The following is a 24,747-nucleotide window of genomic DNA, read 5'->3' as shown; positions in this document are numbered from 1 at the left end:
GATCCCTGGAGACCCAGTGAGCACACCCGTACAAAATCGTCCTGTTCGTCGCCTTCGATGGATTGTGCCAGCTCTCCTCGTGATCGGCTGGCTGGCAATCGGAGGATTCGGCGGTCCGTTCGCCGGAAAGCTCAGCACGGTGCAGCAGAACGACAACACGTCGTTCCTGCCCGCGTCGGCCGAAGCGACCGAGGTGGCAAAGCTTCAAGAGAGCTTCACGGACACGCGCTTCGTGCCGGCCATCATCGTGGCGGAACGACCGGGTGGCCTCGAGCCCGCCGACTCCACCTTCCTTTCCCAGACCGTCGATTCGTTTGTCGGTACCGAAGGATTCGGCGACGCCTCATCGCCGCCGATCCCGTCGGCCGACGGCCAGGCACTCCAGATGTTCCTGCCGGTCGACAGCACCCTCGAAGTCAAGGACAGCGTGAAAGCGCTGCGCGCGGCGCTGGAGTCGAGCCCTGACGGACTGACAGTCAAGGTCACCGGCCCCGCTGGGCAGGTTGCGGATCTGTCGGCAGCATTCGCCGGTATCGACGGATTGCTGTTGTTGGTAGCCGGATCCGTCGTGATCGTGATCCTGATCATCGTCTACCGAAGCCCGATCCTGCCGTTCGTGGTGATCTTCTCGGCGATCTTCGCACTCGGATTGTCGAGCTTGCTCGTGTATCTGCTCGCGGACGCGGACGTCATCGCACTGAACGGTCAGAGCCAGGGCATCCTGTTCATCCTCGTGTTCGGTGCCGCCACCGACTACGCGCTACTGCTGGTCTCTCGCTACCGGGAAGAATTGCGGATCGAGAAGGACAAGTACGCAGCAATGCGCACTGCGTGGCGCGCGACGCTCGAACCTGTCGCAGCGTCTGCAGGAACGGTCATCGCGGGCGTTCTGTGCCTGTTGCTCTCCGACCTGAACTCGAACCGCGGACTCGGTCCGGTGGCCGCCATCGGTATCGCCGCGTCCTTCCTCGCATCGATGACCTTCCTACCTGCTGTCCTGGTTCTGTTCGGGAGGACGGCGTACTGGCCGACCAAGCCGAAGTTCGATGCCGACCGCGAGCACCACGACGAGGCGAACGATCACCGGTTCTGGGCCGGGCTCGCTGCTCGAATCGGTAGGCATCCGCGCCGCTTCTGGGTGGCGTCGACGCTGGTGCTGGTGATCTTCGCGATGATGATGCCGCAGTTCAAAGCCAGCGGTGTCTCGTCGTCCGACATCTTCTTGCTCGATGTCGATTCGGTTGCAGGCCAGGAGATTCTCGGCGAGCACTTCGACGCGGGTTCGGGTTCACCGGCCGTGGTCATCGCGAATGCAGACCAAGTGGATGCCGTTGCGGCAGCCAGTCGCGTGGAGGGTGTCAGCGACGTAAGCGTCGTGCAGAACGGGGGAGCGCCTCTGGTTGTCGACGGGCGAGTCTCCCTGCAGGCGACGTTGACTGACGCTGCCGACTCGCTCGAGGCCGAAGACACCATCGTGCGACTGCGTGATGCAGTTCACTCAGTGGAGGGCGCCGACGCATTGGTCGGTGGCGTCACTGCGACCGACCTCGACACGAAGAGCACCTCGACACGGGACCGGACACTCATCATTCCCGTGGTGATCATCGTGGTGTTCGTGATTCTCTCGCTCTTGCTGCGTTCGCTTCTCGCACCGCTGCTTCTCATGGGCACCGTTGTGCTCTCGTTTGCTGCGACACTGGGCATTTCGTCGCTGGTGTTCGACCACATCTTCGGTTTCCCCGGCGCGGATCCGGTGGTCCCGCTCTTTGCGTTCGTGTTCCTCGTGGCTCTGGGAATCGACTACAACATCTTCCTCATGACGAGGGTGCGTGAGGAAGCGCTGAAGATCGGCACCAGGGCGGGCGCTCTGCGGGGACTCACGGTGACCGGCGGGGTGATCACATCTGCCGGAGTTGTTCTGGCAGCAACCTTCTCGGCGTTGGCGGTGATCCCTCTGTTGTTCCTCGCCCAGATCGCGTTCATCGTGGCGTTCGGTGTCCTGCTCGACGCTCTGATCGTCCGATCCTTGCTGGTCCCGGCCTTGACCTACGACATCGGTCAGAAGATCTGGTGGCCGAGCAAGCTCGCGTCGACGCCCGAACCAGAGCAGGATCAGCCAGCACCTTCCCAGCCTCAGAGCAGTCTCCACTAGGCTCGGCAGCATGCAGTCTTGGTCCGATACCGCACTCCCGTCCGTTCCCGGTCAGGGGCCGCCGTTGCGGCTGTACGACACAGCCGACCGTCAGGTTCGCCCCGTCACCCCGGGCGAGAAGGCGACGATGTACGTCTGCGGCATCACCCCGTACGACGCCACCCACCTCGGCCACGCGGCCACGTACCTCACGTTCGACCTCGTGAACCGCATCTGGCGCGACGCCGGACACGATGTCCACTACGTCCAGAACGTGACCGACGTGGACGACCCGCTGTTCGAGCGAGCCAATCGCGACGGCGAGGACTGGATCGTCCTCGGCATGCGTGAGACGGCACTCTTCCGCGAGGACATGGAAGCGCTGCGTGTGCTTCCGCCGAAGGACTACATCGGCGCCGTCGAATCGGTGAACGAAGTAGTCGAGTTGGTGGAGAAGTTCGTGGCGTCCGGTGCCGCGTACATCGTCGACGACGCGGAGTTCCCCGACGTCTACTTCCGTGCCGACGCGACCGAGCAGTTCGGCTACGAGTCGGGCTACGACCGCGCGACGATGGAGAAGTTCTTTGCCGAACGCGGCGGAGATCCCGATCGCGTCGGAAAGCGCAATCCTCTCGACGCACTTGTCTGGCGTGCGGAGCGTCCGGGCGAGCCCTCGTGGCCCTCACCCTTCGGGCCGGGGCGCCCCGGCTGGCACATCGAATGCGCGGCCATTGCACTCAACCGCATCGGCTCCGGCTTCGACGTCCAGGGCGGTGGCAGCGATCTGATCTTCCCGCACCACGAGTTCTCGGCGGCGCATGCCGAATCGGCAACGGGTGATCGCCGTTTCGCGCGGCACTACGTGCACACCGGCATGATCGGTCTCGACGGCGAGAAGATGTCGAAGAGTCGCGGAAACCTGGTCTTCGTCTCCAAGCTGCGCGGTGAGGGGGTGGACCCAGCGGCAATCCGTCTCGGACTGCTGTCCGGCCACTACCGCCAGGATCGCGCGTGGACTGATCAGGTCCTCGCGGATGCTCAGTCGCGCCTGAAGGTGTGGCGCGAGGCCGCGGCTCTCGGTTCTGCGCCGTCTGCCACCGACACTGTTGCGCGTTTGCGTCAGCACCTGGCCGACGATCTCGACACCCCGAAGGCGCTCGACGCGCTCGACGGTTGGGCCCGCCGCGCCATCGAGGGCGGCGGATCCGACACGCAGGCACCCGGCGAGTTCGCCGATGCCGTCGACGCCCTACTGGGTATTTCGCTTCGCTGAACCCCTGCTGTGCGCCTTTATTAACCGCCCGCGGTTAATAAAGGCGCACAGCAGTTTCTAGGCGTAGTCCAACGCACCTTCGGCGGGTGTCGGCACCCGGCGCCGTAGCGGCGAGCCCAATGCCCTCGCCAGATCCGTTCCGTCGTGCTCGGCAAGCAGCTCACCGTTCGACCAGACCAGCAGCGCGGCGCTGACAGCCTGTTCGGCCGTGGAGTGCGCGAGGTCGTAGTGCGCACAGCCGGGGACGTCTGCGTACGTGATCCACAGGTCGTAGCCGGTCATGAAGAGGTCCAGGTCGAACTGAACGCTCAAGCCGAGAAGCTCGCTGCGACCGTTGTCGTCGACACCGGCGAAGGCCTCGTCGAGTGCCAGCAGACGCGGGGCGTGCGGGTCGGCCGAGTCCAACATGACGTGCGCCGCGGCGAACAAAGGAAGGTGCAGCGAGACGGACTGCTCGCCACCGGACAGCGCGCTGTGCCGCGCGACGGTAAGACGGTCTTCCTTGCCCTCACCGCTGATGAGGGTGAACGAGAACACGCGCCATTGACGGTAGTCGAGCGCCGAGGACAGAATCTCCGGGTACGAGCGTTCGGGGTGCGCCGCGCGGGCGGTACGGATCTGCGTCGCGAAATGTGCTCGCAGAGTAGCTAGTTCATCGACGCCGAGGGCCGACGCGTCTCGATCCAGCAGCTTGGAGATCGCCCGCGAGCTGTCGTCGAGGTTGTCGGCGAGCACCCAGTGAACGCCGATGGTATTGCCTGAGGACATCCGACGCTCACGCATCTCGGTGCCCATCTGTGCGATCAACTCGCGTGCGTCGACCGTGCGCTCGTGGATCTGCTGAGCCAATCCGGTCAACAGGGCATCTTCGAGAATGCGACGCTCGGATTCGGTGAGCAACTGCTCCTGATCGCCGCGAGCGTCGTGGATCCGCGTTGCGAACTCGCCGATCGACGAATAGCCCTGATCGTCCTGGACTCGTACGACGGTCAGCCGATCCGGTGCATCCCACTGCAGACGGTAGTCCTGTCCGGCTGCTGCGAGTTGCGCGTCGAAGTCCTGCAGCGCCGAGGTCAGTGCCGTGCGGGTTGCCTTTCGGGCGCCGTCGGTGACTCGGACTGCCGAGGTCGCAGCCTCGAGCGCTCGGTACAACTTGTCGACGTCTTCGGGGAGGACAGGCGGGTGGGCTGCGTCCTCGCTGCGATTTTCGTTCTGGATGCGGTAGACCAACTGATCGGGGCTCATCCACGCCGCTGAACTTGCCGGCCAGCTCAGATGTTCCTTGACGCCCAACAACTCGAGAAGGTCCGGGCGCGCGTAGGGTGCGAGTCGCTCTGCATCACTGCGGGTTTCGGTCAGGGTGTGACGCAAGGTCTCCACGGCAGTGTTGTACGCACCCTCCGCCGTGCCGATCTGGAGGACGGCGGCGTCGTACGCCTTTCGCGCCGCACGCTGTTCGACCTTGCATTCTTCGATCTTCGCGCGGGCTTTTGCCAGGTCCAGGTCGATCTGCTCGGCGCTGGCACCGAGGGTGTCGCGCAGCGTCTCGAGACGCTGCACCTGCTGGAGCAGACTCTCCTCGGCGATGGCGGCTTCCTCGGCGAATTCCTCCGCATTGGCGCGTGATTCGTCGAGACGGTCGCGAGACTCGCGTTCGAGTTCGACTTCCTTGGCATGCTCCCGTCGGCAGCGCAGCGCCAGTTCCCCCTGCTTCTCGAAATGACGGATCGCCGCCGCGAGGGAGTCGAGTTCACGGCCGATATGCGGGGTCCGGTGCTGCGACGCCGTCGCTCGGAGTTGCTTTTCCTTCGCCGCGAGATCAGCGATCGCCGCATCGAGTTCGCGTTGTGCCGTTTCCGTGGCCTCCGAGCGAGTACGGAGTGCGCCGGCAGATTCGGTGACCGTCTTGAGTGCGCGCAGGATCGAACCTGTCTTCGGCAATTCCTTTGCCGCAGAGTTGATCCGGCTCAGTTGCTCGTTGGTCTGCGCCACCAGTGCCTTGGCCGTATCGACTGCCGCGGCAAGTTCTTCCAGAGCCGCGTCGATCTCGGTGATCCGAGCCTCGCGTCGACGCGCCCGTGCTGTGGTGCCGATGTACTCGGCATCGGCCTTGACGTGCCGGCCACGCGCGACGCCCTGCCAGAAGCGGCCGTCGACGCCGATCGCGACGCTTGCATCGGAGTCTCCCGGTGCCTCGACGAGACTGATCGACGCGAGAATGTCCTGTACCCGAGCGTCGGGTACGTCGGCATTGCCTTCGACCTCGAGGACGTCGGCCAGCGTTCGTCCCTTAGGACGCTGCTTGACGGGCAGAGCCGTTAGGAACTGCTCGCTCACGTGCTCGGGAATCTTCTCGTCCGGGCAGACCCAGCCGTCGAGCAGATTTGCCGCCTGGAGTGCGGATTCGATTCCCGTGGCCACGTCTGGTTCGACGGAATCGGCGAAGCGCACCAACTGCCATAGCGGTGCACCTCCCAGTTCACTGCGGTTATCGGTGCGTGCGTGGAAGGCAGGCGGAGCGTCGTCGTGTTCCGCGGAGACGGCCTTGCGCTCGGATTTGAGAGCCGCGATGGAGGCGTGTGATGCAGATATTTCAGCTTCGGCCTCACGTCGACGCTCGCGCAGCGTCTCGGTGCCGGCCTCGGTGTGCTCGGCGAGAACTGCGGACAGCGCCGGAGCGTCTTCGTCGCCGACTTCGGCGAGCGCCGCGTCGAGAGCTTCGAACAGCGACGTGTCGGCGCCGACAGCCGAAAACAGGGAGGAGTGATCGGTCCACCACGCGCGCAGCCCGCTGGCGCACTGACTGCGTGCGAGTTCCACGGCAGCTTCGCCCTCGAGCACAGCCGCCTTGGACGCTTCGAGCAGCTCTTGTCCACGGCGAGAGCTGTTTTCGGCCCGGGTTCGTTCGGTCGCCGCCTTCTCGACGGTCGCCAGTGCGGTGCGGACGACGCGTACGTCACCGTCACGCTCCTCGGCATGGCCACGGACGGCTGCCGTGATCTGGTCACTGCGTGAGCCGTCGGGCAGGGGAGTCCAGACGATGCCGGCGTCCTCGGCTGCTGCCTGAAGTTCGTCCTCGGCGCGCGAGAGTGCTTCGGCCGCACGCTTGACCGACGATGCAGCCTTGTCGGCTTCGTCGCCGCGTTGTGCGAGTGCGGCCTGCGCTTTCCGGGACTTGTCTGCCTGCTGCTCGGTCGAGAGCTTGAGCGTCGCGACGGCCTGGGCGAGGTCGTCGAGTTGCTGTTTGCCTTCGTACGCGCTCGAGCGTTGCAGTGCTTCGACATTGGCGCGCGCGTTCTCGAGTGCCTGCTCGGCCTGGTTGAAGCGCTCCTCGGCTGCTGCCCGCGCCTCACGGCTGCGGGTCTGGGCGAGCGACGACTCGTCCATGGCGGCAACACCTCTGGTGACCGCTGCGAGGCGGGTGCTGACCTGTTCGATCTCTCCGCGAGACTGCTGACGCAGGTACTTGGTGTAGACCCCGATGAAACTCTGGGCTGCCTGATCGGCGGCCGCGAGCCCCTCGAGCGCGCGGCCGACTTCCTCCATGTCGCTGAACGAACGCGCAGCTTCGAGGACCAACTGATCGTCGAGTGGACGGAGACCGTCGGTGAGTGCCTGCGAAAGGCCCTTCGGGTCGAGGTTCTTCGCGAGCTGGGGGCGGCGAAGCGTGAGAATGAGATTGATCAGCTGGTCGTAGCGCTGCACACCGAGACCGAACATTCGCGCGTCGATGGCTGTGCGGTAGTCGAGGGGACGGTCGGTGATGGAATCGCTGCCGAGTTGTTCGGCCAACTGCTTCTTGGTGAGAGGACGATCGTCGTTGCCGATCAGCGAGAAGTCGACTCCGACGCGGCCGTCGGCGACGAAGTACCAGCGGGTGACCTTGTCGTTGGTGCGTGTTGCGCGCATGCCGATTCCCACGGTCACCGACTCGGGATCTTCGAGGGAGCCGCGGCAGAACTCCATCCACACGTAGGAGTGCGCGCTGTCCTGGCCCCGGTAGAGCAGGTTGGACTTCATCGTGCGCTCTTCACCGGCGAACGGGTTGAGGCGCCGCGGTTCGATGCGGCCGTCGAAGACGAACGGGAACAGGACCTCGAGGGCCTTGGTCTTGCCGGATCCGTTGGGTCCCCGCAGAACCAGTCGACCGTCGGCGAACGAGAACTCTTGGTCTCGGTAATCCCAGAGGTTGATGATTCCAGCCCGAGTAGGTCGGAAGCGGGCGTTGCTCATACGTTCTCTACCTCTGATAGTTCGCCGTTGGGGGAAGGTTCGGGGCCGAATTCGTCGACCGGATCCGGTGCGGAGTTGTCCACCGCGAAGTCGATCTGAGGATCGCGTTCGCGCACGGAGACCACGACGTCGCGGTACCGGGCAAGGACGGGCAACACCAGTACGCCGCCGTCGACCGCATGCGTCAGGCGCAGACGTTGCAGCAACCCGAGCGCCTGCTTGCGCAGCCCGTTGTGATCGGCCTGCCACTGCGCCGCGAAAGTTCGCCCGAACTGGTCCACCAACTCGGTGACCTTGTCAGCGAGCCACTCGTCGTCGATTTTCGGGTACGTGACGGGTGGCGGTGGCTCGGCCGGTTCGCCGGCGGGCAGCACGAAGTCGTCGTCCTCGTCGGCGAGGTCCTCGAAGATCCCGGCCTCGGGGATGGCGGCATCGAGTTGTTCGATCAGGTGATCGTCCGACACGTGCGGGATCGGAAGTTTCGGCAGTTCAGGAGCGTCGACGTCGAGTACGCGGTCGGCAATCTCGCCGGCCAGGAGAAGTGCCACCTGAGCGATCGTTCCGGTGCTCGGGAAGCGGACGTCGGAGAGTCGGCCGGTGGGATCGATCATCGCGATTCCCTCGGCGCGGCGCTCGGCCACCAACCCCGTCAGTAGTTCGACTTCCGACGCGGTCTTGGGCTGCGCCAACGCGATCAATTCGTGCTGATCGAGTTCGCCGGCCAGTACGACCGGGCGCTCGACCAGAGCCCGACGTACTCGGCGTCCGATCTCTTTCGCGTCCACGGGAATTCCGTCGTCCTCGGAGGCGCTCGAGGTCTCGGCGGCCAGGAGTCCGCGGATGGAGTGAAGGTGCTGCAGGGCGCGCGGTGGACGGAACAGCGCTACGACGACGGAACGGTCGATGTCGTAGAGCGCTTCTCCCGCTTCGGGATTGGACGCCCAGCCGTTTGCGTCACCGTCGGCGAGGGCGATGGCGCCTCTGACTCCGAGCCAGCCCACTGCGTCGACGAAGGCGTCGCGGTCGGACGCACGATCGGTGGAGAGTTCCACGCCGTCGACCTGCCCTGCGTCAGCCGCGACGTGATCGGCCAACTCCGACAACGTGATCTGGTTTCCGGCGCGGCCCAATGCGGCCAGGCACAACGCCAGGTACGCGTAGCGCGTGCGATCGAAGGTTCGCTCGGAGGCAGTTCTGGCCGGTGCCGACGGGTTGAGCCGATCCGACACCGTGAACAGGCGCGCGGTGGTCTCCGTCACCTCGAGGCGGTAGCCGAACAGTTCGAGTAGGTCGTCACGCAGCTCGGTGGCCCAACGGCGCAAGAGCGGCAACGCAATTCGATCCGGGTACGTCGAGGTGATCAGGTGGTTGGACAGGATCACTCGCGCCGCGCGTTGATACGAGTCGAGGGCAAGGGGCGTGATCTCGCGAGCTCTCATCGAACACTGACCTCGATGCCGTCGAGGTGCATACGCCCGCGGGCGGTCTTGATGGTGGTCGAACCGTCCGAGGGACTGAGCGTCAGCTTCACCCCGTTCTCACTACCGGTGGAGCTCTTGACGCGTCCCACCACCGGAACGCGCGCGGTCAGTGCTGCATTGAGCAGACTCAGCAAAACTTCGGTCTCCTGCTCGTTGAGTTCGCGCTGATAGACGCCGTTCGACGCGAGGGATTGCGCCGCGGCACTGCGCGTACGTTGCGCCGCCAGCTGCTCTTCGCGCAGGCGGCGGATGCTGCCGTCGTTGCGGGCGACTTTGCTCGGCAAGCCGGGTGAGGGCGGGCGGCCCGTTTCGGCGAGTGTTCGCGCGATCTCGACCGGCGGTGCCTCCCACCACGAGCGTGAGTGCGAAATGATGTCGGCGTCCGGATGCACCATCGAGAGATGGCGTGGACGACCGAGGTCGAACACTGCCTGGAACAGAGCATGAGCTGCGTCTTCGGACGGCGTGGCGGCGAACCAGCCGGCGAGGTGCCGGAGCTGGCTCTCACGGCTGACGCCGCCGCGACGGGTTTCCGTGACGCGGCGAAGGAGCGCCAGAACCGCGGCGATCGCGCTCATCGTGCCCTCACGTAGACGCTCGGACTCGCTGATCCCCGATTCCGCGGAGACGAACCAGGCGGTCAATCCTCGCCAGCGCGCAGCCCAGTCGTCCTCGCGTTCGGTGATCGGGACGAACACCCGTTCGTCACTGGCGGCGGCGAGGCGGATCATGCGATCGACCCCGGTGGATTCGACGTGCTCGATCGCTTCCTTGAGCTTGGGGGCGTAGCGAGCCAGATCGGAGCTGAACTCCCGCATGTGCGTGAGCAGAGCGTCCTTGTGCGTGAGGAAAGCCTGCGGAGTGATCTCCGTGGTCCGTACGAGGTCCCCGAGGGTCAGATAGAAGTGCGCGGCTCGATCAGCCATGTCGGAGAGTGTCGAGTCGAGGCGCTTGAGCTTGCGGAAGATCAGATCGCCGTCGGAGCTTCGGTTGGCCTCGGCGAGTTCGGACATGTCTGCGAGCAGGTCCGGCAGAGCGAGACGCGAGAGCGACGCCGAGTCCAGGCGTGCGGCGAGAACGTCTTCGACTGATCGATAGACCTGGTATCCGGCCTGACCGAACTGGTAGACGAAGTGGCGATTGCGGTACTCGGCCAGCGTGGCCGCGCGGGTGCCGTCGTAGCTGCGCTCGAGGATCTCCCACACGTGGAGCTGATCCAACAGGGGAGTGACCTCTGCTGCCGACAGATCGGCCGCCGGATCCGATCCACCGATCTTCTCGAGGATGTGCGCGACGGCTCCGGCATGCAGCAGGACGGTGTAGTTGGCGCGAGCATGGTCGAAGGCACGAAGTACCCAGAGGTACTCGGCCCGTTTTTCCGCGATCGTGAACGAAAACAGCTTCAGTCGATTGGTGTCGGCGTACGCGGCGTAATCGGGCGCACTCGTTTCTTCCACCATGACAGGGTAGGCGAGAGACGCCCCCTCTTTTTCCTACGGGCGATCCGTAGCAGGGGATGCGGCGCGTCGCCACTGCGATTCGTTCTCGATCATCCATGTGAGCAGGTGCTCGGCCGCCGCCTCGTCGGAGTCCGGGCCGACCAGCAGATCGGCGAACGCTTGGCTGGGGGCGACGATGCGGATGCCGTCGCGGGTGAGCAATCGGTCGAAGGCAGACGGTGAGAGGGGAGCGGTGATCCACACGTCACCGCCGGATTCCACCCGCCGTAGTCCGAGAGCGTCGGCGAACTGATCGACGTTGTCGGCATGGAAGTGGGCACGTCGAGTGGGCGCGTACCGAGCAAAGGGTGCGGCGGCCACCGAGGCGGTACCGGCGTAGATGTGACCGCTGAGCTGACGCAGTTGATCGAAGAGTGCTTCCAACCCGTCCGGCGCGTGAAAGCCGTGAGGCGTCGGCGCTTTGGCCCCGGCCTCAGCCGCCCATTCACGAAGCATCTTCGGCCAGCGGACGTCACCGATCCCACCGCGGGGGAGCCTGGTCACCAGTTCACGATCCGACAGTGTCTGAACCACCCGATAGGTTGCTCCCGTCGACGCACCGGCCAGGCGCACCAAGGCAGTGATCGCCAGTGGCGCCGCGAAATCGGCAAGCGCACGCACGACGCGAGCTGACGGATCGCCCGTCAACTGTCCGGAAGGACGTCCGGGCCCCCGCCACGGATCGGCGTCGGCTCCGCGTCCACGCACCCAGACGGCGGGTCGATCAGCGGTCAACGACACGTTGCCCGTGGCGTCTGCGTACGAGATCGCGTGGGAATCGAGCTGCCGGCGAACCGGCTCGGACAGATATTTTGCGCACACGAAGCCCGATTGACCGGTGGGGAAGCGATCGGCGATACCGGGAACGTCGCTGCTCAGGACACCGTGAGCGGCGTACACGCCGAATTTGGCCACCGAGCCGTCAGGGGAGCGGAGGTCGAGTCGGAGTGGCGCCTCGGACAGGTCGGGGGAGCGCTGCGTCGACAAAGACCAGGTAGGAGGCAAATTTTCTTCGATGACGGCAACCGATCGCCGAAAAATGTCGATCGGCCGTTCCGGTTCCGACTCAGAATCGCTCATGTTCCAATGGTATCAATATCTGTCGACGACGGAAACACAAGATTTTCCGAATAACGTTCGGCCTGACAGCCTCGCGACAACGGTGGTCACTTTCGCCGAGAAACTCACTACCTACACAACTTCAAATTCGAAATTGCCGAGACCGATCAGTGTTGCTTCGGCATGATCAGGGGAGCGACGACGGCGAGCAGTAGTGCGGGGATCAGGAAGCTCGCGGCAGGCGAAGAGTCGTAAATCGGTGTCAGGGCCAGGGGAGCAAGAGCGGCGCCGCCGAAGCGCATCGCTTGGACGACGGACACGGCGCCGCCACGGTTCGGCCCCGCGGATCCGAGGACCGCCGCGTTGACGCCGACCAGCACGAACTGGCTCGCGACGCCTGCGACAAACCATGCGATCGCGATCACCGGCACCAAGCCGGCAAGGCCGACGACGGAGACCAGAACTGCTCCGCCCAGGGCGCCGATCATCACGGAGGAGCGTGCGCCGATGCGATCGATGAGGATTCCGATGCGCCGGGCCGAGAGGATGCCGGCCACGCCGAAGACGGTGAGCAGTAGGCCGCGGACGGTGGGGGACAGCCCGAACTCGTCTTCGAAGCGGAAGGCGAGCAGGAAGCTCAGTCCACCGAGGGCGCCCCAGCCGAGCAATGCAGCGATACCGATGCGGAGCACTTCGGGGCGTAATGCATCGCGGAGACGGGCGGGAGTGGTCGCTGCCGGTGCTTCGGACTTCGGAAGTCCGACGGCTCCCAGAATGCCCGCGACCACTGCGATGACGAGAAAGGCCAGACGCCAGTCGAATTCGGCCGCCAGTCCGCCGATCAACGGAGCCGACGACTGCCCTGCGGCCTGGAAAGCGCCGAAGGCTCCGAGGGCTCGACCCAGCCGTGCCTGCGGTGTTGCGGCCGCCAACGAGGCAAGCAGTAGCGGCGTGGTGAATGCGTTCGCGGAGCCCTGCAGTACCCGGGCGGCAAGGAAGATCTCGAGTGTCGGGGCGAGGAAGCATGCCAACGACGCGAGGACGTAGACGCCGTAAGCGATGCGCACCGTCCGAACCTTGCCCCACCGCGTCCCGAGTGTCCCCGACACCAACATCAGAGCGGCGAAGGGGAGCAGGTACGCGGTGAGGGAAGAGGCGGCCGCCGACGGACCGACCCCTAGATCGTCACCGATCTCGGGAAGGATCGAAGCAACCACGCCGCCGCCGAACGGGCCGAGGAACCCGCCGGCGTACAGCGCGATCAGCTGAAGCCGGAGGCGCAGTGGGCGCTGTGTACTTCCGCCTTCTTCTGGAGTGTTCTTGCTCACAGTCCGAAGCTGCCGGGGCCTCGCCGTCTGAGGTAGCGCTCGAATTCCGCGGCGATGGCGTCGCCGTCGATCTTGGAGATTGCTTCGCTGATGTCGGTTTCGGCGTCTCCCCGTTCTTCCAGGGTGCGCACGTATTCGCCGATTTCCTCGTCGTCCGCGGTCATTTCGTTGACCGCTTCCTCCCAATCCTCCGACTGAGCCGGGAGCTCCCCGAGTGGGACCTCGATGTCGAGAACATCCTCGACTCGTTGAAGGAGGGCCACTGTGGCCTTCGGGTTGGGTGGCTGCGAGACGTAGTGCGGAACCGCCGCCCAGAACGAAATAGCGGGTACACCAGCACGAACGCACTCGTCCTGAAGAACCCCGGTGATGCCCGTCGGGCCTTCGTACCGCGTCTGTTCCAGGTTGAATCGGGCGGCGGATTCACTGCTGTAGGCCGTGCCCGTCACCGGGACCGGTCGGGTGTGCGGAGTATCGGCGAGCAGGGCGCCGAGGATGACGACCGTCTTGACGTTCAGTTGGTCGATCAGCTCGAGCAGATCCTCGCAGAAACTGCGCCACCGCATGTTGGGTTCGATCCCGCGAAGCAGGACGATGTCGCTCTCGCTGCCAGGAGGCGAACAGACCGACAAACGTGTTGCCGGCCAAACGATTTCGCGAGTGACACCGTCGACCTGCCGGACTGTGGGGCGGTTGACCTGATAGTCGTAGTAGTCCTCTGAATCGAGTTCGGCGAGCGGCTGGGCATCCCAGATCAGCTCGAGATGTTCGACCGCACCGCTGGCTGCGTCACCGGCGTCGTTCCAGCCCTCGAAAGCTGCAACGAGGATGGGATCACGTAGGACAGGGATGTCGCCCTCGAGGCGGTCGCTGCTGTCGACGGCAAAGCCGTCAGGACTCTCGAAGGCCGCGGAATCATCGAAATCGACCGGGCCGTCGGGAGTGACGGGGAACTCACTTGGACTCACCCACCCAGCCTACGGCCAGAGCTTGTCGGTGCGCCCACTACTCTGGACGGCATGTCTGCCCCATTTAACTCTGCCCTGCTTGATGCGCTGAAACAGCGCGTTGTCATCGGCGACGGAGCGATGGGCACCATGTTGCAGGCCGCGGACCTCACCCTGGACGACTTCCTCGGCCTCGAGGGGTGCAATGAGATCCTCAACGACACCCGTCCCGACGTGCTCAAAGACATCCACCGTGCGTACTTCGCCGCTGGTGCCGATGCCGTCGAGACCAACACCTTCGGTTGCAACCTGCCCAACCTCGCCGACTACGACATCTCTCACCGGATCCGCGAACTCGCGGAAAAAGGCACTGCTCTCGCCCGTGAAGTAGCGGACGAGATGGGACCAGGCCGCGACGGCATGGCCCGATTCGTACTCGGCTCGATGGGACCGGGAACCAAGCTCCCCAGCCTGGGACACGCACCGTACGCAGTCCTGCGTGACGCGTACACCGAAGCTGCGCTCGGCATGATCGACGGTGGCGCCGACGCCATCCTCGTCGAAACCTGCCAGGACCTGCTTCAGGTGAAAGCTGCAATCCTCGGCAGCCAGCGTGCGATGGAGCAACTCGGACTGCGGTTGCCGATCATCACGCACGTGACGGTCGAGACAACCGGAACGATGCTCCTGGGCAGTGAGATCGGTGCGGCGCTGACGGCACTCGAGCCACTCGGTATCGACATGATCGGTCTGAACTGTGCCACCGGGCCGGCCGAGATGAGTGAACATCTCCGTCATCTGTCCAAGTACTCCACGCTGCCGGTGTCGGTCATGCCCAATGCCGGCCTGCCGCAGCTCGGCCCCAAGGGTGCCGAGTATCCGCTGACTGCCGACGAATTGGCCGAAGCCCTCAGTGGTTTCGTCTCCGAGTTCGGACTCGGCCTCGTCGGTGGCTGCTGCGGTACGACGCCCGAGCACATCAGCGCGGTCGCCGACGCGGTCCGTCAGGTCGAGAAGGCCCAGCGCACGCCGATCCACGAGCCGAGCACCTCTTCGCTGTACTCGGCGGTGCCGTTCGAGCAGGACGCCAGCATCCTGATGATCGGCGAACGCACGAACTCCAACGGCTCCAAGGCTTTCCGCGAGGCGATGCTCTCCGCGGACTACCAGAAGTGCCTGGACATCGCCAAGGACCAGACCCGCGACGGCGCACACATGCTCGACCTCAACGTCGACTACGTGGGCCGCGACGGTGCCGCCGACATGTCGGAACTTGCCAGCCGCCTGGCGACGTCCTCGACGCTGCCGATCATGCTCGACTCCACCGAGCCTGCCGTGCTGCAGGCCGGCCTCGAGCACCTCGGTGGCCGCTGCGCCGTCAACTCCGTCAACTACGAAGACGGCGCCGGCCCCGAATCGCGTTTCCACAAGATCATGACTCTGGTCAAGGAGCACGGCGCGGCGGTCGTCGCCCTGACCATCGACGAAGAGGGCCAGGCTCGCACCGCCGAGACGAAGGTCGCCATCGCCAAGCGTCTGATCGAGGACATCAAGGGAAACTGGGGACTCGCCGAGTCCGACATCATCGTCGACGCCTTGACCTTCCCCATCTCGACCGGTCAGGAAGAGGTACGACGCGACGGCATCGAGACCATCGAAGCGATCCGTCAGCTCAAGGCTGCGTACCCGGAACTGCACTTCACCCTGGGTATCTCGAACATCTCGTTCGGTTTGAACCCGGCAGCTCGTCAGGTCCTCAACTCGGTGTTCCTGCACGAGTGCACCGAGGCAGGTCTGGACACGGCGATCGTTCATGCGTCCAAGATTCTGCCGATGGCCCGAATTCCTGACGAGCAGCGTGAAACCGCACTCGACCTGGTCTATGACCGTCGTAGCGAGGGCTACGACCCGCTGCAGAAGCTGATGGCTCTGTTCGAGGGTGTCTCGGCTGCGTCGGCGCGCGAGTCCCGTGCGCAGGAACTGGCGGGACTTCCGTTGTTCGACCGGCTCGAACGCCGCATCGTCGACGGCGAGCGCAACGGCCTCGACGACGACCTCACCGAGGCGATGACGATCAAGCCTCCGCTGGCCATCATCAACGAGACCTTGCTCTCGGGCATGAAAACCGTCGGCGAGCTGTTCGGCTCCGGACAGATGCAGTTGCCGTTCGTGTTGCAGTCGGCCGAGGTCATGAAGGCTGCCGTGGCATTCCTCGAACCGCACATGGAAGCGAGCGACGAGGACGGCAAGGGTCGCATCGTGATCGCGACCGTCAAGGGCGACGTTCACGACATCGGCAAGAACCTGGTCGACATCATCTTGAGCAACAACGGCTACGAGGTCGTCAACATCGGTATCAAGCAGCCGATCGCGACCATCCTCGACGTCGCGTTGGACAAGAAGGCCGACGTGATCGGCATGTCCGGACTGCTCGTGAAGTCCACTGTCGTGATGAAGGAAAACCTCCAGGAACTCAACGCACGCGGAGTCGCCGAGAAGTTCCCGGTTCTGCTCGGTGGTGCGGCGCTCACGCGCTCCTACGTCGAGAACGACCTGCAGGAGGTGTACGAGGGCGACGTCAGCTATGCCCGCGACGCCTTCGAGGGTCTGAACTTGATGGACCAGATCATGACGACCAAGCGTGGTGGCGGCCCGGCGCCGGACAGCCCGGAGGCCATCGCTGCTCGCGAGAAGGCTGCCGAGCGTAAGGCACGTCACGAGCGTTCCAAGCGCATCGCCGAAAAGCGTAAGGCTGCAGCGGTTCCCGTGGTCCTGCCGGAGCGTTCCGATGTCGCAACCGACATCGCGGTGCCGACACCTCCCTTCTGGGGCTCGCGCATCGTCAAGGGAATCTCGCTGTCCGAGTACTCGGGGCTGCTCGACGAGCGCGCTCTTTTCCTCGGCCAGTGGGGCCTTCGCGGTCAGCGCAAGGGCGATGGTCCGACGTACGAGGAACTGGTCGAGTCGGAAGGCCGTCCGCGACTTCGGTACTGGCTCGATCGGCTGACGTCCGAGGGCATCCTCGCGCATGCCGCGGTCGTGTACGGGTACTTCCCGGCGATCTCGGAGGGCGACGACGTCATCGTGCTCACCGAGCCGAAACCGGATGCACCCGAAAGGTTCCGGTTCACCTACCCGCGCCAGCACCGCGACCGCTTCCTGTGCATCGCGGACTTCGTTCGCTCGCGCAAGGACGCCGAGGCCACCGGGCAGGTCGACGTACTCCCGTTCCAGTTGGTGACGATGGGTCAGCCGATCGCGGACTTCGCCAACGAGTTGTTCGCGTCGAACTCGTACCGCGATTACCTCGAGGTTCACGGAATCGGTGTCCAGCTCACGGAGTCTCTGGCCGAGTACTGGCATCGACGCGTCCGTGAAGAGCTAGTGCTTCCCGAGGGTCACACCGTCGCGGAGCAGGATCCCACCGAGGTTGCCGGCTACTTCGATCTCGAGTACCGCGGCGCTCGTTATTCGTTCGGATACGGCGCGTGCCCGGATCTCGAGGATCGAGCCAAGTTGGTGGCGTTGCTCGAACCCGAACGAATCGGCGTCGAATTGTCCGAGGAGCTGCAGCTGCATCCCGAGCAGTCCACGGACGCTTTTGTCCTGCACCACCCGGAAGCAAAGTATTTCAATGTCTGAGTTGTTGACCGAAGTATCCGAATCAACGCTCGGTGGTGTCCTGTGGGACATGGACGGCACCCTGCTCGATTCGGAGAAGCTGTGGGACATCGCGCTTCGTGAGCTGTCCCTACGCCTGGGCGGACCGATGACGGAAGCGACACGCGTTGCCGTCATCGGTGCGTCGAGTCCCTTCGCCCTTGCGACGGTGTTCGACGCGCTCGGCCTGGAGAAGCATCCCGATGCCATCGCCGAGGCGAAGGACTGGATGTACACCCGCGTCGGTGATCTGTTCGAGGACGGCGTGACCTGGCGGCCGGGTGCTCGCGACGCACTGTCGACCGTGCGTGACGGTGGTTTGCGTTCTGCACTGGTCACCAACACCGAGCGAGTTCTGGTCGATCGGGCACTCGGCATGCTCGGCCGTGAGTTCTTCGACCATTCGGTGTGTGGCGACGAGGTCCCCAACGGGAAACCGGCAGCGGATCCGTACCTGCGCGGCGCGCATCTGCTCGGACTCGAGCCGGCGCAGTGCCTCGCGATCGAGGACTCGCCGACCGGCACGGCGTCGGCCAGCGCTGCGGGTTGCGCGGTGCTCGTCGTTCCGTGTGAGGTCGACGTCCCGGCCGGCCCTGGACGTGTGTTTCGAGAGTCTCTGGTGGACTTGTCCATTCACGATCTTCACGACGTTCACTCGAGCGCGGCACGTTAGGCTGGATTTGCTGTGGCTATTCCGAAAATTGTTCTCTTCTACCAGTTCACGCCGTTGGCGGACCCGGAAGCGATCAAGCTGTGGCAGCACAGCCTGGCCGAGTCCAACAACCTGACGGGCCGGATCATCGTCTCGCCGCACGGGATCAACGCGACGGTCGGCGGAGACATCGAGGATGTCAAGCGATATGTCCGTGGTACGCGTGGTTACGAACCCTTCCGTACCGCTGACATCAAGTGGTCGGACGGCCTCGGGAACGATTTCCCTCGTCTGAGTGTCAAGGCACGCTCGGAGATCGTGACGTTCGGTGCCCCCGACGAGCTGAAAGTCGACGAGAACGGTGTGGTCGGCGGAGGAGTTCACCTGGTGCCCAAGGAACTACACGAACTCGTCGACACTCGCGGTGACGACGTCGTGTTCTTCGACGGGCGCAATGCCTTCGAAGCCGAGATCGGCCGTTTCCGAGATGCGATAGTTCCGGACGTCGCCACCACTCGGGATTTCGTCAACGAACTCGACAGTGGCAAATACGACCATCTCAAGGGCAAAGCCGTGGTCACGTACTGCACCGGCGGAGTGCGCTGTGAGGTGTTGTCTTCGCTGATGCGCTCACGTGGCTTCGACGAGGTCTATCAGTTGGACGGCGGAATCGTCCGTTACGGCGAGACTTTCGGCGACCGCGGCCTCTGGGACGGTTCCCTGTACGTGTTCGACAAGCGGATGAACATCGAGTTCTCATCCGAAGCCAAGACACTCGGCGTGTGTGTCGATTGTGGTACTCCGACCCCGCGGTACCGCAACCGGATCGACGGCGACGGCCGAACCCTCGAATTGCTCTGCGAGAGTTGTTCACCAGACCTCGAGCAGGACTGAGCTGTGCCCAAGGCTCCGTTGCCGATCCGAAACGGTCTCGGACCTGACCGGCTGCGGATGCCGGCGGAGTCGTCGGCGCGGACCGTCCTCGAGTACCTGGTCGGCGAGCATCCCGGGGAGCGGGACCTGTGGGCGGACCTCGTCAGCGCCGGGGACGTCGTCGACGAGCACGGGCGGGAGATCACGAGCCGAACGCCCTATCAGCCGACCCGGTTCGTGTACTTCTACCGCGAGCCGGCCCCCGAGATTCCGGTTCCGCACGAGATCGAGATCTTGTACCGCGACGACTCGATTCTCGTGATCGACAAACCGCACTTCCTGGCGACCATTCCACGGGGAGCGCACATCGTCGAAAGCGCAGTCGTGCGCCTGCGTCGTGACCTGGACCTTCCGGATCTTGCGCCAGTTCACCGCCTCGACCGGATGACGGCGGGTGTCATCGTGTTCACCGTGACACCGGACCTACGACGGCCGTACCAGGAACTTTTTGCCGAGCAGCGGATCGTCAAGGAGTACGAGGCGATTGCGGGCTTCGATCCGGAACTGACTTTCCCTCGCACGGTGCGCAGCCGCATCAACAAAGTTCACGGCGAGATGACGGCTACCGAAATCGCGGGCGAGCCGAACAGTGAGACGTCGATCGAACTGATCGAGGTGATCACCGACTCGGCCGGCCGGACGCTCGGGCGATACAGGTTGCTCCCACGGACCGGCCGGACCCATCAGCTTCGGCTGCACCTCAACTCGCTGGGCGTCCCGATCGTCGGTGACAACTACTATCCGGAGTATCTGCCCGCAGTGCCCGGTGACTTCTCGACTCCGTTGCGATTGTTGGCGCGAGCGTTGGAGTACCCGGATCCGATCACCGGGCAGACCCGCAGGTTCGTGAGTTCGCGCAGCCTCGACGCAGGCCTGTGAACACCGCTGTTCGTGGGCGTGTGAAAACCGCTTCCGTCCTCGTGAAAGAATAGCTACCCGTGAAGACCTTCGAATCCTTGTTCGCCGAATTGACCGAGCGCGCTGCTACTCGCCCCGAGGGGTCCGGCACTGTCGCCGCCCTCGACGCCGGTGTGCATGCTCAGGGCAAAAAGGTCATCGAGGAAGCCGGTGAAGTGTGGATCGCTGCGGAATACCAGAGCGATGAGCAGCTAGCCGAGGAAATTTCCCAGCTGCTGTACTGGACGCAGGTGTTGATGGTCGGTCGCGGACTGACCCTCGAGGACGTGTACCGACATCTGTGATCGGAGCTGACCAGCGAGATGTACTCCGTCTCGCTCGTCCAGGGCTTCCGATTCATGTCGTCTCACGTCACCCACACCTTCCGAAAGGACATCCACCATGCTGCGCGTAGCAGTTCCCAACAAAGGCTCACTGTCCGAGTCCGCCGCCGAGATTCTCAGCGAGGCCGGCTACCGTCGACGCACCGATTCCCGTGATCTGACAGTCCTCGATCCGGCCAATCAGGTCGAGTTCTTCTTCTTGCGCCCCAAGGACATTGCGATCTACGTCGGCTCCGGTGAGCTGGATCTCGGCATCACCGGTCGTGATCTCGCCGGCGACTCGGGTGCTCCCGTATCCGAGCGTCTGTCACTGGGCTTCGGCCGTTCGTCGTTCCGTTACGCAGCACCTGCCGGCAAGGACTGGGCCGTCGAGGATCTGTCCGGCCTGCGCATTGCAACGTCGTACCCGAACCTGGTCCGTAAGGACCTCACAGATCGCGGACTCGACGCCACCGTCATCCGTCTCGACGGAGCAGTGGAAATCTCGATTCAGCTCGGCGTCGCCGACGCGATCGCCGACGTGGTCGGATCGGGTCGTACTCTCCGCCAACACAACCTCGTGGCTTTCGGTGAATCGCTCTGCGATTCCGAAGGTGTCCTGATCGAGCGCACCGGCGCTCCGCAGGACGATCCCGCCCGCAACCAGCTCATCGAACGCGTACGCGGAATTGTCTTCGCGCAGCAGAATCTGATGATCGACTACGACTGCCCGCGCACCATCCTCGACGACGCCATCAAGATGACTCCCGGTATGGAATCGCCGACCCTCTCACCGTTGGCCGATCCCGACTGGGTCGCGGTTCGCGCGATGGTCCCGATCAAGGGACACAACCAGGTGATGGATGCCTTGGCCGAACTCGGTGCCAAGGCCATCCTCGCGTCGAACATCCGCTCAGTACGCGCTTTCTGATCACTGCCTGAATAGATTTACGCGCATTCGCGCCCGTTCCTGGAAATCAGGAACGGGCGCGAATCTGCAAAGTCTGGGCGATACGGCCCACGGCACCCTGCTCGTCGTAGAGCACGCCCGCACACATGCCGACGCCGTCCGGACCCGTTGTGGTTTCGGCGGCGACACCGACCCACTCTCCCTCGGGCACACGGAAGATATGCACCGTGAGATCTGTGTTGAGAAACGTCCAGTGCTCCGGGTCGAGCTTGGCGCCGACCCCGTTTGAGATGTCGGCCACCGCGAACAAACGCTCGAGAGCAGACATCTTCTCACCCTCGACCAGCTCTGGCTTGGGGCGCGCCCATACCTTGCCGGTTCCCACGCACCCGATCGGAGCAATCCAGGACCAGTCGAGGGTCTTGAGATAGCCGACGCTCCACAGACCCTCGAGAACGCCCGGGGTGCCGCTGTCGCGGGGTTCGAGCGGGGGATCGACTACGTGGACGACGTCGCCGGTATCCACCGTCTCCATCCGCCACGCCGTACCGCGCGCAACCGCGCGTGCAGTTCCATCGGCGGTGGTTGCCCACAGTTCGGCGACGATCAATTCGATTCGGCGACCGGGTCGTTCGATCCAGGACCGGACTTCGAGGTCGGCAATCGGAATCGGTCCGAGAATCTCGACGACGACGCGCGTCAGACGGGTTTCGTCGCGCGCACCGCACCGCTCGAGGGCTCGTACCAACAGCGCCGACGGGGGAGCGCCGTGCTGCAGTGTCGGGCCCCAGATGCTGACAGTTGCCTGCGTGCTCGCGAACCGCTCGTGCCCTTCCTCCGTCGTTCCGAGGTAGCGGTAGTACGAACTGTCCGTCATGTTATGAATTCTCCTTTGCGGCAACAGGTTCGGTGCTCAGCAGGTCCGGCCAACCTGGATACGGCGGAGGTGTTCCGCCGAACGAGGGGCACAGTGACTTGTGATCGCACCAGTCGCACAGTTTGCCAGGCTTGGGTCTGAAGTCTCCGGTCGCACCTGCTGCGAGGATCGCTTTCCAGATGGCGGAGAGGGTTCGCTCGAATCGGATGAGCTCGTCGTGATCCGGGGCGTACGTGAGAATCGAGCCGGAGGCCAGATAGATCAGGCGCAGTTGTGCGGGAACGATTCCGCGAGTGCGCAGCAGTACGAGCGCGTAGAACTTCATCTGGAAGAGCGCCTTGGATTCGGTGAACTCGCGAGGCGCTTTTCCGGTCTTGTAGTCGACCACCCGCACCTCACCCGTCGGTGCAACGTCTATCCGGTCGACGAAGCCGCGGAGTCGAACGCCGTTCTCCAATTCGGTCTCGACGTAGACCTCGCACGCCTCGGCATCGAATCGAGTGGGATCTTCGAGCGTGTAGTACGTCGCGACGAGCTTGCCGACTTCGTCGAGGAACGAATCCAGCTCGCCCTCCGGAACAAGGTCAGCGGCCTCGGGAGACTCGGCACTGACACGTTCCCACGCGGGACGGACGAGTTCGGCTGCGCGATCGGGAACCCGGTGACCGGTCGGGAGTGCAAACAGTGCTTCCAGTGCCGCGTGTACGACGGTGCCTCTGACCTGGGCTCTGGTTGGCGTTTCCGGAATTCTGTCGACTGCTCGGAAGCGATAGAGCAGGGGGCATTGTTTGTAGTCACCCGCCCGAGACGGAGAGAGCGCCGGCCGACTACGCGGGCGCTCGTGTGATGTTGCACCCGTTGGAGTGGGGGTTGGCAATTCGACAGAGCTCACACCTGGCAGGCTATGCGGTTGGTCCGACAACTCCGTCGGAGCCGGTGGCGAGGACACCGGAAACAAGCGAACAGGGATCATCTGCGCATGGCGAACGAGCTGCAACCAGAAGAAGGCACGACCGAAGTGGATGAGGTTGTGCAGCCCGCTGTCGCCGAGATTCCCGAACAAGAGCTTCCAGAAGCTGATCTCACTGCGCCGGGCAAGCGGCCGTCAGGTCCGTTCCGCGTCGGCGACCGAGTACAGCTGACCGACGGCAAGGGACGCCACTACACGATCGTTCTCGAGGCGAACCGCGAATACCACACCCACAAGGGCGGAATCGTTCACAACGATCTGATCGGTGCCGACGAGGGCAGCGTCGTCAAGTCGGTCAACGGCACGCCCTATCTCGCACTGCGCCCCCTGCTGGTGGACTACGTGCTGTCCATGCCGCGCGGTGCCCAGGTCATCTACCCGAAGGACGCAGCTCAGATCGTCCACGAAGGCGACGTGTTCCCAGGAGCACGCGTGCTCGAGGCCGGAGCCGGCTCCGGCGCACTGACATGTTCGCTGCTGCGTGCCGTCGGACCCGAGGGCAAGGTCATCTCCTACGAGGTCCGCGACGATCATGCCGAACATGCGGTTCGCAACGTCGAGACCTTCTTCGGGGAACGTCCGCCGAACTGGGAACTGACCATCGCCGATCTTGCCGAGTTCGATCCGGAAGCGCACGGAGGCAAGGTCGATCGCGTCGTCCTCGACATGCTGGCCCCGTGGGACGTCCTGCCCGCCGTCTCGAAGGCACTCGTGCCGGGCGGCGTGTTGATCGTCTACGTCGCGACCGTTACTCAGCTCTCGAAGGTCGTCGAGGCGATGCGGGAGCAGGAATGCTGGACCGAGCCCCGCTCGTGGGAATCGATCGTGCGCGGTTGGCACGTCGTCGGATTGGCGGTGCGCCCCGAACATCGGATGCAAGGCCACACCGCGTTCCTCGTGAGCGCTCGTCGTCTCGCCGAAGGAACTGTCACCCCGAAGCCGCAGCGGCGTGCGGGCAAGGGCTCGAACACCGCGGCCAAGTAGTCACACGAAAACAACAAGAGCGGCGATCCGGTATCCGGATCGCCGCTCTTGTCGTAGCTGGAAGTTATGCGGTGCAGGACGCGCGGCCCATTTCCAGGAGCACGCAAGCCGAGGTGTCGGACAGCTTCCAGGAGCCGTCTTCGAGCTCCCAGGTCCACGGGGTGGCCGGGGCGGCGCCGTGCGGGCTGACGACGGCGACGTCTGCAGTTGCGGTCTGACCGTCGACCTTGACGTTGTTTACGTTGAACGTGATCGCGTAGGCCGGGTTACCGCCTAGTGCAGCACTCATCGTCTCGATGTTGGCCTGACGCTTGGTTCCGTCGACCACCAGAGCGGTCTTCTCCTCGATCGGCTTGGCCGGATCGATCAGAGCGACGAGCGAAGCGTTGAGCTCCTCGGCCGTCGGAGCCGCAGCGGCAGCGGCAGCTGACGTCGTGGCGGAAGCCGAGGCCTTGGCCGTGGTGCTCGAGGCGGCGGCGGAAGTAGAACTTGCAGCCGTCGAATCCTTGTTGTCGTCCGAGCTGCATGCACCCATGGTCAGGACGGCAGCGACAGCACAAGCGCTGATGAGAGTCTTGCGGATGATCACA

Annotated in this window: 18 protein-coding genes; 9 read left to right on the top strand and 9 right to left on the bottom strand. The window is 64.3% G+C overall.

The annotated features are described in order from the left end of the window. Positions 1-61: 61 nt before the first annotated feature. Together AOT96_RS26120 and mshC are read left to right on the top strand one after the other, a co-directional pair. A complete protein-coding gene (locus tag AOT96_RS26120) occupies positions 62-2,152 on the top strand; it encodes an MMPL family transporter (RefSeq protein WP_442978624.1) in 2,091 nt (696 codons plus the stop codon). A gap of 10 nt (positions 2,153-2,162) precedes the next feature. Continuing rightward, positions 2,163-3,404 carry a cysteine--1-D-myo-inosityl 2-amino-2-deoxy-alpha-D-glucopyranoside ligase gene (gene mshC, locus AOT96_RS26115; RefSeq protein WP_003946190.1) on the top strand — a complete coding sequence of 414 codons (1,242 nt, stop codon included), beginning with the start codon at positions 2,163-2,165 and terminating at the stop codon, positions 3,402-3,404. Positions 3,405-3,461: 57 nt separating this feature from the next. Here the strand turns inward: mshC and AOT96_RS26110 are convergent, their stop codons facing one another. The 6 genes from AOT96_RS26110 to AOT96_RS26085 form a co-directional block, all read right to left on the bottom strand. Next, positions 3,462-7,637 carry a TIGR02680 family protein gene (locus AOT96_RS26110; protein WP_065352498.1) on the bottom strand — a complete coding sequence of 1,392 codons (4,176 nt, stop codon included), beginning with the start codon at positions 7,635-7,637 and terminating at the stop codon, positions 3,462-3,464. After that, positions 7,634-9,076: a TIGR02678 family protein gene (locus AOT96_RS26105; protein ID WP_065352497.1), complete on the bottom strand. Its 1,443-nt coding sequence runs from the start codon at positions 9,074-9,076 to the stop codon at positions 7,634-7,636. Before AOT96_RS26105 ends, AOT96_RS26110 begins: the two co-directional genes overlap by 4 nt. Beyond that, a complete protein-coding gene (locus AOT96_RS26100) occupies positions 9,073-10,578 on the bottom strand; it encodes a TIGR02677 family protein (RefSeq protein ID WP_007733760.1) in 1,506 nt (501 codons plus the stop codon). The genes AOT96_RS26105 and AOT96_RS26100 overlap by 4 nt, the downstream gene beginning before the upstream one ends. Before the next feature lie 33 nt (positions 10,579-10,611). After that, a complete protein-coding gene (locus AOT96_RS26095; RefSeq protein WP_065352496.1) occupies positions 10,612-11,697 on the bottom strand; it encodes a hypothetical protein in 1,086 nt (361 codons plus the stop codon). 146 nt (positions 11,698-11,843) lie between these two features. Beyond that, positions 11,844-13,004, bottom strand: coding sequence for an MFS transporter (locus tag AOT96_RS26090; protein WP_065352495.1), 1,161 nt, complete (start codon positions 13,002-13,004; stop codon positions 11,844-11,846). After that, complete coding sequence (locus tag AOT96_RS26085) at positions 13,001-13,855, bottom strand: PAC2 family protein (RefSeq protein ID WP_223257810.1); 855 nt, start codon at positions 13,853-13,855, stop codon at positions 13,001-13,003. Before AOT96_RS26085 ends, AOT96_RS26090 begins: the two co-directional genes overlap by 4 nt. Before the next feature lie 168 nt (positions 13,856-14,023). On the opposite strand from AOT96_RS26085, the gene metH reads away from it, so the two are divergent. The 6 genes from metH to hisG all read left to right on the top strand — a co-directional run bounded on the left by metH (position 14,024) and on the right by hisG (position 21,347). Further along, a complete protein-coding gene (gene metH, locus AOT96_RS26080) occupies positions 14,024-17,593 on the top strand; it encodes a methionine synthase (protein WP_047270513.1) in 3,570 nt (1,189 codons plus the stop codon). Further along, positions 17,586-18,284 (top strand): HAD family hydrolase, encoded by a 699-nt coding sequence (locus AOT96_RS26075; RefSeq protein ID WP_042450985.1) that lies wholly within the window; start codon positions 17,586-17,588, stop codon positions 18,282-18,284. Before metH ends, AOT96_RS26075 begins: the two co-directional genes overlap by 8 nt. Positions 18,285-18,296: 12 nt before the next feature. Next, positions 18,297-19,157 (top strand): oxygen-dependent tRNA uridine(34) hydroxylase TrhO, encoded by an 861-nt coding sequence (gene trhO, locus AOT96_RS26070; protein WP_042450983.1) that lies wholly within the window; start codon positions 18,297-18,299, stop codon positions 19,155-19,157. Positions 19,158-19,214: 57 nt separating this feature from the next. After that, entirely contained in the window at positions 19,215-20,075 is an 861-nt protein-coding gene (locus AOT96_RS26065; RefSeq protein WP_065352940.1) for a pseudouridine synthase, read from the top strand. Between the two features lie 59 nt (positions 20,076-20,134). Next, positions 20,135-20,398, top strand: coding sequence for a phosphoribosyl-ATP diphosphatase (locus tag AOT96_RS26060; RefSeq protein ID WP_003944933.1), 264 nt, complete (start codon positions 20,135-20,137; stop codon positions 20,396-20,398). Between the two features lie 97 nt (positions 20,399-20,495). Beyond that, complete coding sequence (gene hisG / locus AOT96_RS26055; RefSeq protein ID WP_003944905.1) at positions 20,496-21,347, top strand: ATP phosphoribosyltransferase; 852 nt, start codon at positions 20,496-20,498, stop codon at positions 21,345-21,347. A 46-nt stretch (positions 21,348-21,393) separates the two neighbouring features. On the opposite strand, the gene AOT96_RS26050 is transcribed toward hisG, so the two are convergent. Next, a complete protein-coding gene (locus tag AOT96_RS26050) occupies positions 21,394-22,203 on the bottom strand; it encodes a thioesterase family protein (RefSeq protein WP_065352494.1) in 810 nt (269 codons plus the stop codon). A 1-nt stretch (position 22,204) separates the two neighbouring features. Continuing rightward, complete coding sequence (locus AOT96_RS26045; protein ID WP_370852750.1) at positions 22,205-23,095, bottom strand: RecB family exonuclease; 891 nt, start codon at positions 23,093-23,095, stop codon at positions 22,205-22,207. A gap of 138 nt (positions 23,096-23,233) precedes the next feature. Here AOT96_RS26045 and AOT96_RS26040 point away from each other — a divergent pair, with 138 nt between their 5' ends. Further along, positions 23,234-24,157: a tRNA (adenine-N1)-methyltransferase gene (locus AOT96_RS26040; protein ID WP_064688456.1), complete on the top strand. Its 924-nt coding sequence runs from the start codon at positions 23,234-23,236 to the stop codon at positions 24,155-24,157. A gap of 64 nt (positions 24,158-24,221) precedes the next feature. Here the strand turns inward: AOT96_RS26040 and AOT96_RS26035 are convergent, their stop codons facing one another. Continuing rightward, complete coding sequence (locus tag AOT96_RS26035; protein WP_065352493.1) at positions 24,222-24,746, bottom strand: hypothetical protein; 525 nt, start codon at positions 24,744-24,746, stop codon at positions 24,222-24,224. Between the last annotated feature and the right edge of the window lies 1 nt (position 24,747).

It is taken from the genome of Rhodococcus sp. 008 (assembly GCF_001682295.1).
GTDB classification, from domain to species: domain Bacteria; phylum Actinomycetota; class Actinomycetes; order Mycobacteriales; family Mycobacteriaceae; genus Rhodococcus_F; species Rhodococcus_F qingshengii.
This window is presented reverse-complemented; position numbering and strand designations above follow the sequence as displayed.

Bases quoted from the DNA above. Each gene is read 5' to 3' on its own strand.
- mshC (WP_003946190.1), top strand. From the start codon at position 2,163: ATGCAGTCTTGGTCCGATACCGCACTCCCGTCCGTTCCCGGTCAGGGG.
- AOT96_RS26110 (WP_065352498.1), bottom strand. From the start codon at position 7,637: ATGAGCAACGCCCGCTTCCGACCTACTCGGGCTGGAATCATCAACCTC.
- AOT96_RS26105 (WP_065352497.1), bottom strand. From the start codon at position 9,076: ATGAGAGCTCGCGAGATCACGCCCCTTGCCCTCGACTCGTATCAACGC.
- AOT96_RS26100 (WP_007733760.1), bottom strand. From the start codon at position 10,578: ATGGTGGAAGAAACGAGTGCGCCCGATTACGCCGCGTACGCCGACACC.
- AOT96_RS26095 (WP_065352496.1), bottom strand. From the start codon at position 11,697: ATGAGCGATTCTGAGTCGGAACCGGAACGGCCGATCGACATTTTTCGG.
- metH (WP_047270513.1), top strand. From the start codon at position 14,024: ATGTCTGCCCCATTTAACTCTGCCCTGCTTGATGCGCTGAAACAGCGC.
- AOT96_RS26075 (WP_042450985.1), top strand. From the start codon at position 17,586: ATGTCTGAGTTGTTGACCGAAGTATCCGAATCAACGCTCGGTGGTGTC.
- AOT96_RS26065 (WP_065352940.1), top strand. From the start codon at position 19,215: ATGCCGGCGGAGTCGTCGGCGCGGACCGTCCTCGAGTACCTGGTCGGC.
- hisG (WP_003944905.1), top strand. From the start codon at position 20,496: ATGCTGCGCGTAGCAGTTCCCAACAAAGGCTCACTGTCCGAGTCCGCC.
- AOT96_RS26050 (WP_065352494.1), bottom strand. From the start codon at position 22,203: ATGACGGACAGTTCGTACTACCGCTACCTCGGAACGACGGAGGAAGGG.